This window comes from Streptomyces rubradiris, from assembly GCF_016860525.1.
Taxonomy (GTDB): domain Bacteria; phylum Actinomycetota; class Actinomycetes; order Streptomycetales; family Streptomycetaceae; genus Streptomyces; species Streptomyces rubradiris.
On sequence record NZ_BNEA01000015.1, the window covers coordinates 2,428,027 to 2,444,962 of the forward strand.

A 16,936-nucleotide genomic window follows, 5' to 3' on the forward strand; every position below is an offset into this window, starting at 1 on the left:
GCGCACTCAGAGTAATCTCACGCTCACCCTCCAGCCCCGGGCGTACCGGAAACGCCACCATTCGCCACCCCTTCGAATGCGCACACGATCGGCTCCGCACGTTGTACTTACGGGGGACGGGCGGACGCCGGCGGAGTGATGCACCCAGGGGCGCACGGGGCCTGATGTGCCACCCGGCGCGCTTCAAGGCGCCGCATTGGCCCCATCACCGCGCGGGCAGGCGGAGCCGTAACGTTACGTTCCGCTTCCGTCTCGTTCCGTGTCGTAACCACCGGCGCGCAGGACCCGTTGGAGGGGGCATGGGCTTCACGATCGGCGGCATCCGCGAGATCCGCTCCGGCACGCGTCGGCGCGGGCGCCTCGCGGAGTGCACCACCGTCGCCGAATTCACCGGGCTGTGGGGCTGGGACGTGGTGCCGGGAGCGCGGGCCGCCGGGGGCGCCTGTTCGTGCGGGCGGCCCGACTGCGCCGCGCCGGGCGCGCATCCGCTGGACTTCGCGCCCCTGGTCCCGGCCGGGGCCACGCTGGACGAGGTGAGCAAGGCCTGGTCCGAGTTCCCGGGCGCCTCCGTGATGCTGCCGGTCGGCCGGGCGTTCGACGTCCTGGAGGTGTCGGAGCCGGCCGGCCGCCTCGCCCTGGTCCGCCTGGAGCGGATGGGCCTCCCTCTGGGCCCGGTCACCGCCACCCCGGACGGCCGCGCCCACTTCTTCGTCGCCCCCGGCGCCGCCGCCGACCTGCCCCGACTGCTGTACCGCCTGGGCTGGGACGACCCGGCCGCGCTGGACCTGCGCGGCCTCGGCCCGGGTACGCACATCACCGCGCCCCCCTCAGACCGGGGCGGCCTCGGCCCGGTGCGCTGGCTGCGCCCGCCCGCGCTGGACTCGGCGTCCCGCCCTCCGGCGGCCCGGCTGCTGCTGGGGGCGCTGGCTTATGTGGCGCACCGGTCGCGGGGGTAGAACGGCCGGGAAAAGACCGGCGCCCGCCCCCACCGCACTGGGGGGACGGGCGCTCCGGGCTGCGTCCTAGGAACGTTCCTGTGTCGGGGAACCGCTCAGTCGCCGATCAACGCGTCCACGAACGCCTCCGGCTCGAACGGCGCGAGATCGTCCGCGCCCTCGCCGAGCCCGACCAGCTTCACCGGCACGCCCAGCTCGCGCTGGACGGCGACCACGATGCCGCCCTTGGCGGTGCCGTCCAGCTTGGTCAGCACGATGCCGGTGATGTCCACCACCTCGGCGAACACCCGGGCCTGCACCAGACCGTTCTGGCCGGTGGTGGCGTCCAGGACGAGCAGCACCTCGTCCAGCGGCGCGTGCTTCTCCACCACGCGCTTGACCTTGCCCAGCTCGTCCATGAGACCGGTCTTGGTGTGCAGGCGTCCGGCGGTGTCGATCAGCACCACGTCGACGCCCATCTCCTTGCCCTCCTTCACCGCGTCGAAGGCGACGGAGGCGGGGTCGCCGGCCTCGGGGCCGCGCACGGTGTGGGCGCCGACGCGCTCGCCCCAGGTCTGGAGCTGGTCGGCGGCGGCGGCACGGAAGGTGTCTGCGGCACCGAGCACGACGGTGCGGCCGTCGGCGACCAGGACCCGGGCGAGCTTGCCGGTGGTGGTGGTCTTTCCGGTGCCGTTGACGCCGACGACCATCACGATGCCGGGCTTGCGGTCCTCGGGCTCGGTCTTCACCGTGCGGTCGAGGTCGGTGCCGACCAGCTTGAGGAGCTCCTCGCGGAGCAGGCCGCGCAGTTCCTCGGGGGTGCGGGTGCCGAGCACCTTGACGCGCTCGCGCAGCCGCTCGACCAGTTCCTGGGTGGGCTGCACGCCGACGTCGGCGGTGAGCAGCGTGTCCTCGATCTCCTCCCAGGTGTCCTCGTCCAGGTGCTCGCGGGAGAGCAGGGTGAGCAGACCCTTGCCCAGGGCGTTCTGCGAGCGGGACAGGCGGGCGCGCAGCCGGACGAGCCGGCCCGCGGTGGGCTCCGGGACCTCGATCTCGATCTCGGGAGCCTCGGCGACGGGGGGCTCTTCGACGACGACCGGCGCGGGGCCGCCCGGGAGATCCACCTCCTCGATCGTCCGGCGCGGTTCGTCGCGCGGCGTCTCGGCCTCTTCGCCGACGTGCGGCTCGGCCGGGGGCGCGGTGATGTCGGGTGCCTTCGGGGGCGGCGGGGGCAGCGACTTCCGGCGCCGGCTGCCCACGATCAGCCCGCCGAGCGCGCCGAGCACGACCACGGCGATGACTACAGCAAGGATGACGATTTCCATAACCCGACCAGTATCGGCCATGGGGTCCGCGAGAACCCCGTTTGTGACTTCCTCCGAGAGACAAAGGCCACTTAACACGAGGACTCGGATCAAAGTACGATGGTGACACCTCTATCCACGCGCGTAGAGTCCCCTCGTCACCTTGTCCCCCCATGTCAGGCACCTCTTCCATGAGCAAATCCGCCGAGACCGAAGGCGCTCTCGAAACCCGCGGTATCGAGCAGGTCCCCGACCACGAGCGCACGGCGCGTCCGCGGCAGCTGTTCCCCACCTGGGTCGGCGCGAACATCAGCGTCCTGCTGCTGACGATGGGCGCGAGCCTCGTCGTCGCCTACCACCTGAACTTCTGGCAGGCCCTGATCGTCGCCGTGGCCGCGCCGATCGTGTCGTACGGCCTGGTCGGCCTGATCGGCATCGCGGGCAAGCGGGGCGGTGCGCCCGGCATGGCGCTGTCGCGCGCGGTCTTCGGGCAGCGCGGCAATCTGCTGCCCGGTTCGCTGATCTGGGTCGCGCGCTGGGGCTGGGAGACGATCAACGCGGTCACCGGCGCGTACGCGATGCTCACCATCCTGGACATCCTGTTCGGCATCAAGGCGAACAACGTGCTGGACATGGTGATGCTGCTGGCGTTCGTCGTGGCGACCTTCGCGATCTCCGGGCTCGGCATCAACGCCGTGCAGAAGTGCAACAAGTACGCGACCTATTTCTTCGGCGTCTTCTCGGTGCTGGTGCTCGGCTACCTGGTGGTGGACACCGACTGGTCGAAGGTGATGGACCACAGCGCCGGTTCCACGGCCTCGGTGATCACCGGCGTCGGCATGATCGCGGCGGGCGGGGTCAGCTGGATTCCCTCGGCCCCGGACTTCACCCGCTATCTGCCGCGCACGGCGTCCTCGAAGGCGATCGTGGGGACGGCGGTGGGCGGCGCCGGCGTCGTCGTGCTGCCGATGGTGCTGATGGGCGCGGTGATGGCGGTGTCCACCCCGGACCTGGCCTCGGCCAGCGACCCGGTGTCCTTCCTGGGCGAGATCCTGCCGACGTGGATCGCGGTGCCGTACCTGTTCATCGCGCTGATCGGCATGCTGCTGATCAACTCGATGTCGATGTACTCGGCGGGCTTCACCGCGCAGACCCTCGGCATCAAGGTGCCGCGACACTGGGCGGTCTCGGTGAACGCGGTGATCTCGCTGGTGTTCGGCGGGGTGCTGATGCTGGTGGCGACCAGCTTCATGGGCTCCTTCATCGCCTTCCTGTCGCTGCTGGCGGTCGCCTTCTCCGCGTGGGTCGGCGTGTTCGGCGCGGACATGCTGCGCCGTACCGAGTACGACGGCCGGGCCATGGCCGACACCACCCGCACCAGCGCCTACTGGTACAAGGGCGGCTTCTCCCCCGCGGCCGTGGCCGCCTGGGCGGTCGGCCTGGTGTCGGGTCTGATGTTCACCACCTCCGACTGGTTCACCGGCCCGCTGGCGACGAACAACGTGATCGGCGAGTACGGCCTCGGCTGGGTCGCCACCATCGTGATCTCCGGCGTGCTGTACGTGGTGCTGCCGAAGCCGGCGCCGGTCACCGGGCCCACGGCCGAGGAGATCGCCGGGCAGCCCGCGCCCACCGGCGCCTGACACCGGCCGGCCCCCTGGCCAACTGACACACCGTCAGCTAACGTCCCCCTCCACCGAGCAGTACCGGAGGGGGACTTCGCATGCCCGTCACGGTCGTACGTTTCAACCTCGTCGCGCCCGGCGCCCCTCCCGACGCCCTGTCCGCCCGTTACCGGGCCGCGGTGGAGATGGCCTGCTACGCGGACGAGCACGGGATCGCCACCGTGCAGACCGAGGAGCATCACGGCGCGGAGAACAACTGGCTGCCGTCGCCGTTCGTCCTCGCGGGCGCGGTGCTCGGGGCCACCCGCCGGATCGCGGTGACGGTGTCGGCGGTGATCGGCCCGCTGCACGACCCGCTGCGGCTTGCGGAGGACATCGCCGTGCTGGACCTGCTGAGCGGCGGCCGGCTGGTGACCGTGGCCGGGATCGGCTACCGGCCGGAGGAGTACGCGATGTTCGGCGTCGACTGGGACCGGCGCGGCCGGCTCCAGGACGAGTTGCTCCAGACGCTGCTGACGGCGTGGACCGGTGAGGAGTTCGCGTACCGGGGCCGCAGGGTACGGCTCACCCCGCGCCCGTACACCCGGCCGCACCCCCCGCTGCTGGTCGGCGGCTCCTCCAGGGCGGCCGCGCGCCGGGCCGCCCGGTTCGGCCTGCCGTTCTTCCCGAGCGCGCGGCTGCCGGAGCTGGCGGCGTACTACAAGGAGCGGCTCGCCGAGTACGGCACCGAGGGCTGGACGATGATGCCGGCCGCCGAGACGCCGCTGCTCCATCTCGCCGAGGACCCGGACCGGGCGTGGGCCGAGTACGGCGGGCACCTGCTGCACGAGGCCCGGACCTACGCCTCCTGGCAGTCGGGCGGGATTCGCTCGGCGGTGCGGTCGGCGGCCACGACGGTGGCGGAGCTGCGCGCGGAGGGCGTGTACCGGATCCTCACCCCGGAGCAGTGTCTGGCGCGGGGCCTGGACAGCCTGGTGCTGCACCCGCTGGCGGGCGGCATGCCGGTGGAGGAGGGCTGGCGCAGCCTGCGGCTGTTCGCGGAGCGGGTCGTCCCAGCGCTGGGAGGCTGAGCCGGGCTGCCGGGCGCGGGAACACCGCCGCCCCCGGTCCTGGCGGGTGGCCGGGACCGGGGGCGGCGGACGGTTCGAGGAGAGGGCAGCGGGGTCTTGGCCCTTCTCCCCGAGTTCGGGGGCCTCGCTACGAGGCTCAGCCCATCTCCTCCAGGGACTTGCCCTTCGTCTCCTTGACGAACTTCAGGACGAACGGGATGGAGAGGGCGGCGAAGATGGTGTAGATCACGTAGGTGCCGGAGAGGTTCCAGTCGGCCAGCGACGGGAAGCTCGCGGTGATGGCCCAGTTGGCGATCCACTGCGCGGCGGCGGCGACACCGAGGGCGGCGGCGCGGAGCTTGTTCGGGAACATCTCGCCGAGGAAGACCCAGACCACCACGCCCCAGGAGAGGGCGAAGAAGAGGACGAACAGGTGGGCGGCGATCAGGGCGACCCAGCCCTGGGTGCTCGGCAGCTTGCCGTCGACCAGGTGGTAGCTGAACGCCCAGGCCTCCAGCGCCAGGCCGATGACCATGCCGACCGAGCCGATGAGGGCGAGCGGCTTGCGGCCGACGCGGTCCACGAAGATCATCGCGATCACGGTGCCGACGATGTTGATGATCGAGGTGGTGAAGGAGTAGAAGAACGAGTCCGACGGGTCGACGCCGACCGACTGCCACAGCGTCGAGGAGTAGTAGAACGCGACGTTGATGCCGACGAACTGCTGGAAGACCGACAGGCCGATACCGATCCAGACGATCGGCTTGAAGAAGAAGGAGCCGCCGAGCAGGTCCTTGAAGGAGGACTTGTGCTCGCTCTTCATCGCGTGCTCGATCTCGGCGACGCGGGCGTCCAGGTCGACGTCCTTGCCCTCGACCTCGGCGAGGATCTCGCGGGCGCGCTCACGCTTGCCGACGGAGAGCAGGAAGCGGGGGGACTCGGGGATCGCGAAGGAGAGCAGGCCGTAGAGGACGGCCGGGACGACCATCACGCCGAGCATGACCTGCCAGGCCTCCAGGCCCATCAGCTTGCCGCGCTGGTCGCCGCCGGCGGCGTTGAGCAGACCCCAGTTGACCAGCTGCGAGACGGCGATGCCGACGACGATCGCGGCCTGCTGGAAGGAGCCGAGCCGGCCGCGGTAGGCGGGCGGGGCGACCTCGGCGATGTAGGCGGGGCCGATCACGGAGGCCATGCCGATGGCGAAGCCGCCGATGACGCGCCAGAAGGCGAGGTCCCACAGCGCGAACGGCAGCGCGGAGCCGACGGCGCTGACGGTGAACAGGACGGCGGCGATCTGCATGCAGCGGATGCGGCCGATGCGGTCGGCTATGCGGCCGGCGGTGGCGGCACCGATGGCGCAGCCGATCAGCGCGATCGCGATGACCTGGGCGAGGGCGGCGGAGCCGACGTCGTAGCGGTCCCGGATGGCCTCGACGGCGCCGTTGATCACGGAGCTGTCGTAGCCGAAGAGGAAGCCGCCCATGGCGGCAGCCGCCGCGATGAAGATGACGTGCCCGAGATGTTCGGGGTGAGCCGACCTGGCTCCTGACTGAGGTGCCTGCGCTGTGCTGGTCACGGTGTAACTCCTCGGGCCACGGCAACGCTGCCGGGTGGGGGCGAGCCCTTACAGGTCTCCAGTGGCGCATACGGGTGGGCCACTCACACCTGAAGGTAAAAGCAACGTTGCAGAGACTATGCCTTCAAGTTTCGAAGTCAATAGTTCAACGACTGTGAGTTTTCAGATATGCCTGACGATCTTGTGTTCAAGAACTGAACGCTCAGCAAGATGATCTTGAAAGGGTTCCCTGGTGGACCCGGGAAAAGGCGCTAGCGCAACCGCTGGGAGATGACCTTGGAGACACCGTCGCCCTGCATGGACACGCCGTAGAGCGCGTCGGCGACCTCCATCGTGCGCTTCTGATGCGTGATCACGATCAGCTGCGAGCTCTCCTGGAGCTCGCGCATGATCCCGATCAGCCGCTGGAGGTTGGTGTCGTCCAGCGCGGCCTCGACCTCGTCCATCACGTAGAACGGGCTCGGCCGGGCCTTGAAGATCGACACCAGCAGCGCCACCGCGGTCAGCGAGCGCTCGCCGCCCGACAGCAGGGAGAGCCGCTTGACCTTCTTGCCCGGCGGACGCGCCTCCACGTCCACGCCCGTGGCGAGCATGTTCGCGGGGTCGGTCAGCACCAGCCGGCCCTCGCCGCCGGGGAACAGCCGGGCGAAGACGCCCTCGAACTCGCGGGCGGTGTCCCGGAAGGCCTCGGTGAAGACCTGCTCGACGCGCTCGTCGACCTCCCTCACCACCTGGAGCAGGTCGGCGCGGGTCTTCTTCAGGTCCTCCAGCTGCTCGCCGAGGAACTTGTGCCGCTCCTCCAGCGCGGCGAACTCCTCCAGTGCCAGCGGGTTGACCTTGCCCAGCTGCTGGTACGCCCGCTCGGCCGCCCTCAGCCGCTTCTCCTGCTCGGCGCGGTCGAAGGGGCGGGGCCGGTTGCGCGGGTGCCCGGGGTCCTCTGGCAGCCGCTCGCCGTCGGCGGGGGGCGAGGGCGGCACCGGCTGGTGCGGCCCGTACTCGGCCACCAGTCCCTCCGGTTCGACACCCAGTTCCTCCAGCGCCTTCGCCTCCAGCTGCTCGATGCGCAGCCGCTTCTCGGCACCGAGTACCTCGCCCCGGTGGACCGAATCCGTCAACTTGTCGAGTTCGGCCTTGAGTTCGCGGCCGGCCGTGCGGGCGGCGGCGAGCTCCCGCTCGCCCCGGGTCCTGGCGGCCTCGGCGGCGGCGCGCTCCTGCTCGGCGCGGGCGAGGGACACCTCCACGTGCGCGAGCAGCTGCCGGGCGCCGGAGGCGACGGCCCCGGCCACGGCCGCCTCGTGGCGCAGCCGGGCCCGGCGCCGCTCGGCACGCACGCGTGCCTCACGTTCGGCGCGGGCCGCCCGGTCGAGCGCGTCGGCGCGTCCGGCGAGCCCCTTGACCCGCTCCTCGTGGGTACGGACCTGGAGGCGGGCCTCCATCTCGGTCTGCCGGGCGTTGGCCCCGTCGGCGGCGAGCCGGTCCCGGACCGAGGTGTCCGGCTCCTCCTCCGCCGGCGTCTCCTCGGCCACGGCCAGCCGCTCGGCCAGCTCCTCGGCCTCCCGCACGGCCGCCTCCAGCGCCTCCTGCGCGCGGGCCGCCGCCGCGGCCGACCGCTCGGCCTCGCCGGCGGCGCCGCGGGCCTGGCCGGCCAGGCGGCCGAGCTGCTGGGCCACGGCCGACTTCTCCCGGTCGGCGGCACGGCGCCGCTCACCGAGTTCGTCCACGAGGGAGGCGGCCCGGGTACGGCGCTCGGCCGCCGCGCGCTGCGCCTCGGCCAGCTCCCGGCAGCGGACCTCCAGCTCGGCCAGTTCGGCGGCGGCCTCGTCCACGGAGGCCTGTACCTCCAGCAGGCTGGGGGCGCCCGCGGAGCCGCCGTGCGCGATGTGGGCGCCGAGGAGGTCGCCTTCGGCGGTGACGGCGGTCAGGCCGGGGTGGGCGCGGACCAGGTTCTCGGCGTCGGCCAGGGTGTCGACCACGACGATGTCGCGCAGGACACGGCGGACGGCGGGCATGAGGCCGGCGGGGCCGTGGACGAGGGTGGCGGCGAAGAGGATTCCGCCGGTTTGGGGGGCCGGGTCGCCGTTGTCGGGTGCGGGAGCGTCGTGGTTGCTCGCGCCGTTCCCCGCGCCCCTTTGGGGCACTGACCCACCGTGATCGGGTGCGGGAGCGTCGTGGTTGCTCGCGCCGTTCCCCGCGCCCCTTTGGGGCACTGACCCACCGTGATCGGGTGCGGGAGCGTCGTGGTTGCTCGCGCCGTTCCCCGCGCCCCTTTGGGGGGCTGACCCAACGTGATCGGGTGCGGGAGCGTCGTGGTTGCTCGCGCCGTTCCCCGCGCCCCTTTGGGGGGCTTCTTCCGGGGCGTCCGTCAAGAGGAGGGTGGCTCGGCCGGCGTCCTGTTTGCGGAGGAGGGTCAGGGCCTCGGTCGCTGCCGCGGGGGTGGTGACGGCGAGGGCGTCGGCCGCCGTGCCGAAGGCCGCCGCCAGGGGGATCTCGTAGCCCGGGGTGATCCTCAGGAGTTCCGCCGCGGGGCCGAGGATGCCGGTGAGGCGGTCGCGCGCGCCGAGCAGGATGCCGGTGCCGTCCTTGCGGCGCAGGCCCAGCGCCAGCGCCTCGTGACGGGCCTGGGTCGCCGCGCGGGTGCGCTCGGCGGCGGTGAGGGCGTCGCGGGCCGTGCCCAGGGCCGTCTCCGCGTCGGTCAGCTCCCGCTTCGCGGCCTCGTGCCGCTCGGCCAGGTCGGCGTCACCCGCGTCCAGACCGTCGACCTCCGCGCGCAGGGCCTCGTACTCCTCCTGCGCGCGCTCCGCCCGGTCCCGCGCCTCGTCGCGGGCCGTGGTGAGCCGGTCGATCTCGGCCTGGGCGGAGGCGACGCGCGAGCGGGCCGCGTTGACCTGTCCCGAGAGGCGGGCCAGGCCCTCGCGGCGGTCCGCGATGGCGCGGGCGACGTCCTTCAGCCGGCGCTCCTCCACGGCGAGCTCGCGTTCCAGCTCGGCGCGGTGCGCGACCGTGTCGTCCAGTGCCCGCCGTGCCGCTTCGAGGGCGGCCTCCAGCTCGGCCTCCTGTTCCCGGACGCGGGCGGCCTCGCGTTCCAGGTCCTCGGGGTCCCGGCCGCGCCGCTCCTCGGGCGGGGCGGAGGTGGCGCTCTTGACCCGGGCGTCGGCCAGGGAGATCGTGCCGCGGACGCGTTCGGCGAGCTGGGACAGTTCGTACCAGGTCTGCTGGGCCCGCGTCAGACGAGGGGTGAGCCGGCGTACCTCGTCCTCCAGCAGGACCTCCCGGTGCAGGGCCTTCTTCAGTTCCCGCTCGGCGGTGTCCTTGCGTTCCTTCAGCGCCGCCTCGTCCGCGATCTCCGCCTGGAGGGCCGCACGCAGACGTACCAGGTCGTCGGCGAGCAGCCGCAGCCGGGCGTCGCGGAGGTCGGCCTGGATGACGGCGGCCCGGCGCGCCACCGCCGCCTGCCGGCCCAGGGGCTTGAGCTGGCGGCGCAGTTCGTCGGTGAGGTCCTGCACGCGCGCGAGGTTGGCCCGCATCGCGTCCAGCTTGCGGAGCGCCTTCTCCTTGCGCTTGCGGTGCTTGAGGACGCCGGCCGCCTCCTCGATGAAGGCGCGACGACCCATGGGGTCGGCGTGCAGGACGGAGTCGAGCTGTCCCTGGCCGACGATGACGTGCATCTCGCGGCCGATGCCGGAGTCGGAGAGGAGTTCCTGGATGTCCAGCAGGCGGCAGGTGTCGCCGTTGATCTGGTACTCGCTGCCGCCGTTGCGGAACATCGTCCGCGTGATGGTGACCTCGGCGTACTCGATGGGCAGAGCGCCGTCGGAGTTGTCGATGGTCAGGGACACCTCGGCGCGGCCGAGCGGCGGGCGGCCGGTGGTGCCGGCGAAGATGACGTCCTCCATCTTGCCGCCACGCAGCGACTTGGCGCCCTGTTCGCCCATGACCCAGCTGAGCGCGTCCACGACGTTGGACTTGCCCGAGCCGTTCGGGCCGACGACACACGTGATCCCCGGTTCGAACCGGAGGGTGGTCGCCGAGGCGAACGACTTGAACCCGCGCAGGGTCAGGGCCTTGAGGTGCACGCCCCTGGACTCTACCCGCCGCTCCCGGCCCGGCCGGCGAACCCCCGCCGCCGCGCGGTTTCGTCATTGACCATGCAGGGCACACCAGGTGTTGAAGAAGGTGAAAGGATGCGGGGGTAAAGAACGAAGGGACGCCGAAGCGTCCCTTGCAACTCTGACGACTGGATCGCAGCCGTCCGATCAACTGAGCGGTTGATACGGGCAACCCGATCGCTGTCTCTGCTGTTGTGGAGCTGATGCAGCGATCAGGTGAGCGCAGGCTCCGCCTGGTGTGCGTCGATGCTCTCCATGATCCTCTCCTGAGAGGCGGCAGCCGTCAGCGCTTCGTTCTCGGCCTGGATCCGTCCGAGCTCGGACTCCAGGTCCTGTACACGCTGCTGCAGCCGTCGCATCTCGGCGAGGAGTCGAGGGTCGGAGCCGCCGACGTAACCGAGAAGCGCCTTTGCCATGATGGATGGTCCTCCACAATGAGTGACCGACCGATGCGGTGTGGGTCGTGAGGGATTCGCACCCGCGTGCTTGGCACATCCGGGTGTTGCTCTGCTGTTGTTCCATGCCAAACAGCTAAGGTGCGCGGGGCTTTCAGCGTCTCACCAAAAAGTTTGACGGTCAACACGATCACGCCCTGTATTGGAAGGCAACCCGGGGCGCACGGCCGTGAACACGGCGGTGCCGCGGCTCTCCAGGGCCCTCAGGGCGTGGCGACCAGCAGTACCTGCGGAGCCTGCCACGCGTCGCCCGTCTTGGCAACCACCAGGGCGTTTTCACTCCCGACGGGGGCCGGCGGCGCCCCCCGGCGGCCCGGCCGAGGGGCTCGGCGAGGACGGATCAGCGGATGGCGAAGCCGTCGTAGCCGCCGCGCGGTGTGTCCCAGATCTCTGTCACACCGTCCACGCGCCCGGGCGTGTCGGCGCCCTGGAGCCAGTCCAGCAGCCCCTCGCAGCGCTCGCGCGGCCCCTCCGCGACCACCTGGACCCGGCCGTCGGCCAAATTGAGAGCAAAACCACTCAACCCGCCGATCTCCAGTGCCCTGGCCCGCGTGAACCAGCGGAATCCCACGCCCTGCACGTGTCCACGCACCCAGGCGACCAGTCGTACGTCCTCGCTCATGCGTGCAACCTAACCGGCCGGTGCCGCTCGGGACACGTCGCGCCCCGGCGACATCAGGTACCGTCCGGACCCGGTGAATCGTGGCCGAAACCCACTCGAAGGAGTGGAGTGGACCGGCCACACGTACGAGGCACGCGTACGAGGAAGAGGGCAAGGATCATGGGACGCCACCGACGCTCCGCCGCCGGAAGCGACGACCCTCGGCACTCGCCCGCGCACCCGCCCTCCGGGGAACGACCGGTGCCCGCGGACATCGGGCCGTACCCGGCTCCGGATGCCTACGCCGAGGCCACCGCGAAGGCGCAGGCCTACCTGTTCGCCACGGCCGACGAGCCGGCGCCGGCCGCCCCCGGGTCCGGGGCAGGCTCCGGGGACGGCGGCGACAAGGCGAGCGGGGGCGACCGGCAGTGGGCCAAGGCCGTACGACCGGTGCGCGCCGCCCTGCTCGGGGTGTCCGTGGCCGTCGTCCTCGGCACGGCCGCGGTGGGCTCCGGCGCGGTGCCGGGCCTGGAGCACTACCGGTTCGGCGGCGGTACGCACACCACCGGCGGCGAGCGGACGGGGGCCGTGGCCTCCCCCGGCAACACGGCGAGCGGGCAGGGCGGCACCTCGGGGAGCGCCGGTGCCGGTGCCACGGCGGGTTCCGGCGACGGCGATCGGCCCGCCCGGTCGTCGAGCCCGTCCCCCTCCGGCGCCGTCTCCGCCTCGAAGCCGGCGCCCTCCGCTCCGGCCCCGGCGCGGACGGCCACCGAAAAGCCGTCACCGAAGGCCGGTCCCCGCAAGACGCCGGGGACCGGGCGGACCAAGCCGCCCGCCGAGCCGACCGCGTCGGCCGGAACGTCCGGCCCGGCCGAGCCGTCCGCGTCCGGCACCCCGGCCGAACCCGCGCCCGAGCCCAAGCCCGGCAAGCCCGGGTCCGACCCCGAGCCCACCGGGCCGAAGGCCACCCCGTCCCGCACGGCAACTCCTTCGGCGACTCCCTCTCGTACGCCCGAAGCCCCGGCTCCGGCTCCCTCCTCCCCCGCGGACACCGTGGCACGGGAGGCCGCCGTCGAGGCGGAGGTGCTGAAGCTGGTCAACGACGAGCGGGCGAAAGCCGGGCTCGGCGCGCTCGCGGCGAACTCCGCGCTGACCGGGCTGGCCGAGGCGTTCAGCGACGACATGGCGGCGCGGGGCTTCTTCGCGCACACCGACCCGGACGGCAGCACGCCGTGGGACCGGGCGGCGCGGGCCGGGATCACCGGTCTCGGCGCGGAGAACATCGGCCGCGGTCAGGCGGACGCGGCTGCCGTGCTGGCGGCCTGGATGGACAGCCCCGAGAATCGCGCCAACATCCTGAACCCCGGCTTCACGGCCGTCGGCGCGGGTGTCCACCTCGGTCCGGGCGGCCCTTGGTGGACGCTGGAGTTCGGCACCTGAGAACTAACCAGGAGTTAGTGCAACCTAGTGGTAAGCGCTGTGCGCGCGTACCCTTGGGGGTATGACGGCCACCACCCAGGACCACGACGACCTCGCGTACAACGTCTTCGCCAAGGCATGCCCGTCGCGCGGCACGCTGGAGCACGTCACGGGCCGCTGGGGCGGGCTGACGCTCGGCGCGCTGTACGAGGGGTCGCTGCGCTTCAACGAGCTGCGCCGGCGTGTCGACGGGGTGAGCGAGAAGATGCTCTCCCAGACCCTGCACGCGCTGGAGCGGGACGGCCTGGTGCACCGCGAGGCGCAGCCGACGAACCCGCCGCGCGTGGACTACGAACTGACGCCGCTGGGCCGCCGGGTGGCCGAGCGGCTGCTGGAGCTCATCCACTGTGTGGAGGACGCGATGGACGACGTCCTCGCGGCCCGCGCGCGCTACGACGAGACGCGCGGCGCCCTCTGACACTTGGGGCAGAAGTAGCTGGACCGGTTCATCCAGGGGCGGCGCCGCATGGGGGTGCCGCACCGCTTGCACGGCAGCCCCTCACGGCCGTACGCGTCCAGGGACCGGTCGAAGTAGCCGGACTCGCCGTTGACGTTGACGTACAGGCTGTCGAAGCTGGTGCCGCCGACGGCGAGGGCCGCGTTCATCACGTCGCGGACGTGGCCGAGGAGTTCCGCCGTGACGGGGCGGGTGAAGTTCGCCGTCGGGCGTTCGTAGTGGACGCGGGCGCGCCACAGGGCCTCGTCCGCGTAGATGTTGCCGACGCCGCTGATCAGCGACTGGTCCAGCAGGGCCCGCTTGATGGTGGTCCGCTTGCGGCGCAGCGCCTGGTGGAAGGCATCGTCGTCGAAGAGCGGGTCCAGCGGGTCGCGGGCGATGTGCGCGATGACGTCGGGCAGGCCGTCGGCGGTGTTGTCGTGCAGCGACAGCCCGCCGAAGGTGCGCTGGTCCACGAAACGGAGTTCGGTGCCGAGCCGGTCGGCGAACCGGACCCGGATGCGCAGGTGCTTCTCGTCCGGCGCGTCATGGGGCTGCACCAGCAGCTGCCCGCTCATCCCGAGGTGAGCCAGGACGGACTGGTCGGTCTCCTCCAGCGGCAGCCACAGGTACTTGCCGCGCCGCCGGGGCGTGCCGATGTGGTGGCCCTTGAGCCGGTGCGCGAAGTCGTCGGGGCCGGCGAGGTGCCGGCGGACGGCGCGCGGGTGCAGCACCTCGGTCTCGGCGACGGTGCGGTGGGCGACCCAGCGCTCCAGACCGCGCCGGACGACCTCGACCTCGGGCAACTCGGGCACGGCACTCCTTTGGGCGACTGCGCAACAGCTGGAGGAAGGGTATCCCGGGGGCCGCTCAGCCGGCCGGGCCGGTGGGCGGTATCCGCCCGTCGGCGGTGAGCCCCCGGCTCAGCAAGGCGTCGGCCTCGTCGGCACGGCCCTGGCCGCGCAGGACATCGACGAGGTCCCACACCGCGTGCGGGTCTCCTTGGTCGACCAGCGCGCGCAGTTCCTCGACCCTTCCCAGCTTCTTGAGCAGCTCGCGCAGACCGAAGGGCGGTGAGTCCCCGGAGGAACGGAGCAACTGGATGGCCCGGTCGGCCTCGCCGCGCGCCACCAGGGCGTCGACCAGCTGGTTCGTGAGCCGGAACGCCGCTGAGGCCGTGCCCTTCAGGGCGTGCAGCCGTACGGCCTCGTCCAGATCCCCCTCCTCGATCGCCAGCCTGGCCAGCTCCCCGGCCGCATAAACGTCGCCGGCCGCCACCCGCTTCCGCAGGTCGTCCACCCGGCCGCCGAGGCGCAGCAACTCGGCCAGCTCCCCGGCCACATAGCCGCCGGCGTCGGCGATCGGTGTGAGGACCTCCACCGCCCGGTCGAGGTCCCCTCGGTCCCGCAGCAGCTTGGCCGCCTCACTCGCCGCGTCGGCGTGTCCCTGCGCCGCGCGCTCCAGGAGCGTGTCCAGGTCGCCGTGACGCGCGAGCGTGTGCGCCAGCATGTAGTCGACATCGCCGTCACCCTCGTCGGCGAACTCCCACAGCACCTCCAGCGCCTCTTCCGTACGGCCCTTCTCCCGGAGAAGTTCCGCCAGGCAGCGGGCCGCGGCGAAGTACCCCTCCTCCGTGAGCTCGTACAGCCGCTCGGTGTCGCCTTCTTCCTGGAGCAGCTCCGTGAGGAGAGGGAGCGCGTCCTCGTGCTCCCGTTCATGGAGCATCTCCAGGATGGGAATGGCCCGTTCGTTCTCGTCCTCCTCGTGGAAGAGCTCGGCGAGCCGGTACCAGGCCCACAGGTCGTCCGGGTCGAGCTCCTCCAGGAGCAGCGAGATCCCCAGCCGGGGATGCCCGTACTCGATGAGATGGCTCACGGCGTACTCGTTACCGGCCTCGGCGAGGTCCAGCAGTTCTTCGAAGTCCCAGCCCGCGAGGAGCATCCGGTACAGGGCGGCGTCCGGGTGCGCGGAGGCCGACAAGCGGTCCGCCATCTCTTCGGCTCCCGCCGTGTCGCCCGTCCTGCGGTACAGCTCGCCCAGTTCCTGCATCGCCGACACCGAGCCCGCCTCGACCGCTTTGCGCAGCAGCGGTACGGCGGCGCCGACACGCTGTCGGGCGGCGGCGGCCGACCCCGTCCGAACGAGGTCGGCGGTGTCCGTGAGGTGATCGGCGCACGCCTCCCAGAAGGTCTCCGGCGGGGGTACGGCGCGCTGGGCGCGGCCGGTGTGCTGCAGAAGGTAATCGGCCACCCGGTAACCGTCGGGGCGGCCCATCGCCCGGCCGGCGCTGACCGGCACCAGGACCGAGGTGGCGCCGAGCAGCGGCCGGGTCGCGTAGTGCAGCGCCTGCTCGAACCAGTCGTCCGGGGCGCCGGCCCGTTCCGCCGGACGGCAGTAACCGGGCACCGCGGACCGCAGCAGGCTCTCCGGGACCGGGGACTGCACTCCGAGCAGGGTGGCGTCGACAGCCGCGGTCATGAGGGCACGGGCGTAGGGACCTGCGTTCTCCCACCGGTGGACGAGTTGTGGGGCCCCGGCGAGGACCTGGGTGAGCCCGAAGTCCTCGGCTTGCAGGGCGCAGCGCAACCGCTCGTCGGCAGTGGCGAGGGTGGCCGCCCGTTCCCGCTCGGACGCACCGAAGGATGCCGCCACGTGCACGATCTCCGCGAGCTTGAGAAGTTCGCGCTCGCCACGATAGCGGTCCTCGTCCTGGCCGCTGGCGGGAAGTGCGGTCCAGGCGTCGTAATAGTGCGGCCAGAGCGTGCCCACGACCACCACTTGGTGGGGCGGGGCCAGCAGGGTACGTACGGTCGCCGCGGTAAGCAGGTGCGCACCGGACACATGGTTCTGGAGTTCGTCCAGCCAGACGACCAGCCTCCGGGGTGACAGGCCGGCGAGATGCTCGATCTGTGCGGCATCGGAGGGATGGACCAGCCACCAGTCGGGCAGCAGCGCGTTGATCGCCTCGTACAGCGAGCGGGTCTTGCCGACCGAGGAATCACCCACCAGGAGCACGAACCCGCCGCGCCGGGATGCCTCCTCGATTCGCGGGCGCAGCCCGTCACCGTCGCGGATATCCATATCGCGGGGCACATACGGGGGGAGCGCCGACGGTTCGGTGCCTGTTCCCCGGATGGGCCGGTGCACGCCGAGGTGCAGTGGGTCGGCGTCCCGTACCCGTACCAGCCCGAGGCCCGCCGGTGCCACGGAGTCCGCGGCGGTCCAGAACCCCTCCGGCACGCCGCTCGGGCGACTCGCACCGGCGAACACGTTGACAGTGCCGTGAACCGCTCCGATCTGGAAGCTGTCCCCGGCGACGACCGAGTTCTCCACCCGGTTCCCGTCCGTTTCCCGCCCCATGTGTACCGCC

12 protein-coding genes are annotated in these 16,936 nt (G+C 72.0%); 5 read left to right on the forward strand and 7 right to left on the reverse strand.

Annotated elements, in window-relative coordinates:
- Nucleotides 1–299: 299 nt before the first annotated feature.
- Nucleotides 300–956, forward strand: coding sequence for a bifunctional DNA primase/polymerase (locus tag Srubr_RS23815; protein ID WP_189997614.1), 657 nt, complete (start codon nucleotides 300–302; stop codon nucleotides 954–956).
- 95 nt (nucleotides 957–1,051) lie between these two features.
- Here Srubr_RS23815 and ftsY read toward each other — a convergent pair whose 3' ends face one another.
- Nucleotides 1,052–2,260: a signal recognition particle-docking protein FtsY gene (gene ftsY / locus Srubr_RS23820; RefSeq protein WP_189997615.1), complete on the reverse strand. Its 1,209-nt coding sequence runs from the start codon at nucleotides 2,258–2,260 to the stop codon at nucleotides 1,052–1,054.
- A 170-nt stretch (nucleotides 2,261–2,430) separates the two neighbouring features.
- On the opposite strand from ftsY, the gene Srubr_RS23825 reads away from it, so the two are divergent.
- Both Srubr_RS23825 and Srubr_RS23830 read left to right on the forward strand, forming a co-directional pair.
- Nucleotides 2,431–3,882, forward strand: a complete 1,452-nt coding sequence (locus tag Srubr_RS23825; protein WP_189997616.1) for a cytosine permease — start codon at nucleotides 2,431–2,433, stop codon at nucleotides 3,880–3,882.
- A gap of 80 nt (nucleotides 3,883–3,962) precedes the next feature.
- Nucleotides 3,963–4,934 (forward strand): LLM class flavin-dependent oxidoreductase, encoded by a 972-nt coding sequence (locus tag Srubr_RS23830; protein WP_189997617.1) that lies wholly within the window; start codon nucleotides 3,963–3,965, stop codon nucleotides 4,932–4,934.
- Nucleotides 4,935–5,070: 136 nt separating this feature from the next.
- Here the strand turns inward: Srubr_RS23830 and Srubr_RS23835 are convergent, their stop codons facing one another.
- From Srubr_RS23835 to Srubr_RS23850, 4 genes are all read right to left on the reverse strand, one after another.
- A complete protein-coding gene (locus Srubr_RS23835) occupies nucleotides 5,071–6,489 on the reverse strand; it encodes a sugar porter family MFS transporter (RefSeq protein WP_189997618.1) in 1,419 nt (472 codons plus the stop codon).
- A 251-nt stretch (nucleotides 6,490–6,740) separates the two neighbouring features.
- Complete coding sequence (locus Srubr_RS23840) at nucleotides 6,741–10,562, reverse strand: AAA family ATPase (RefSeq protein ID WP_189997619.1); 3,822 nt, start codon at nucleotides 10,560–10,562, stop codon at nucleotides 6,741–6,743.
- Between the two features lie 245 nt (nucleotides 10,563–10,807).
- Entirely contained in the window at nucleotides 10,808–11,011 is a 204-nt protein-coding gene (locus Srubr_RS23845) for a hypothetical protein (protein ID WP_030612740.1), read from the reverse strand.
- A gap of 379 nt (nucleotides 11,012–11,390) precedes the next feature.
- A complete protein-coding gene (locus Srubr_RS23850) occupies nucleotides 11,391–11,672 on the reverse strand; it encodes an acylphosphatase (protein WP_189997620.1) in 282 nt (93 codons plus the stop codon).
- Between the two features lie 240 nt (nucleotides 11,673–11,912).
- On the opposite strand from Srubr_RS23850, the gene Srubr_RS23855 reads away from it, so the two are divergent.
- Together Srubr_RS23855 and Srubr_RS23860 are read left to right on the forward strand one after the other, a co-directional pair.
- Nucleotides 11,913–13,091, forward strand: a complete 1,179-nt coding sequence (locus tag Srubr_RS23855; protein WP_229926838.1) for a CAP domain-containing protein — start codon at nucleotides 11,913–11,915, stop codon at nucleotides 13,089–13,091.
- Nucleotides 13,092–13,152: 61 nt separating this feature from the next.
- Entirely contained in the window at nucleotides 13,153–13,548 is a 396-nt protein-coding gene (locus tag Srubr_RS23860; protein WP_189997622.1) for a winged helix-turn-helix transcriptional regulator, read from the forward strand.
- Here the strand turns inward: Srubr_RS23860 and mutM are convergent.
- Entirely contained in the window at nucleotides 13,521–14,381 is an 861-nt protein-coding gene (gene mutM, locus Srubr_RS23865) for a bifunctional DNA-formamidopyrimidine glycosylase/DNA-(apurinic or apyrimidinic site) lyase (RefSeq protein ID WP_189997623.1), read from the reverse strand. The two genes, Srubr_RS23860 and mutM, sit on opposite strands and share 28 nt — an antisense overlap.
- Nucleotides 14,382–14,436: 55 nt before the next feature.
- On the reverse strand, nucleotides 14,437–16,926 hold the full coding sequence (locus Srubr_RS23870; protein WP_189997624.1) for a tetratricopeptide repeat protein: 2,490 nt from the start codon (nucleotides 16,924–16,926) through the stop codon (nucleotides 14,437–14,439).
- Nucleotides 16,927–16,936: the final 10 nt, after the last annotated feature.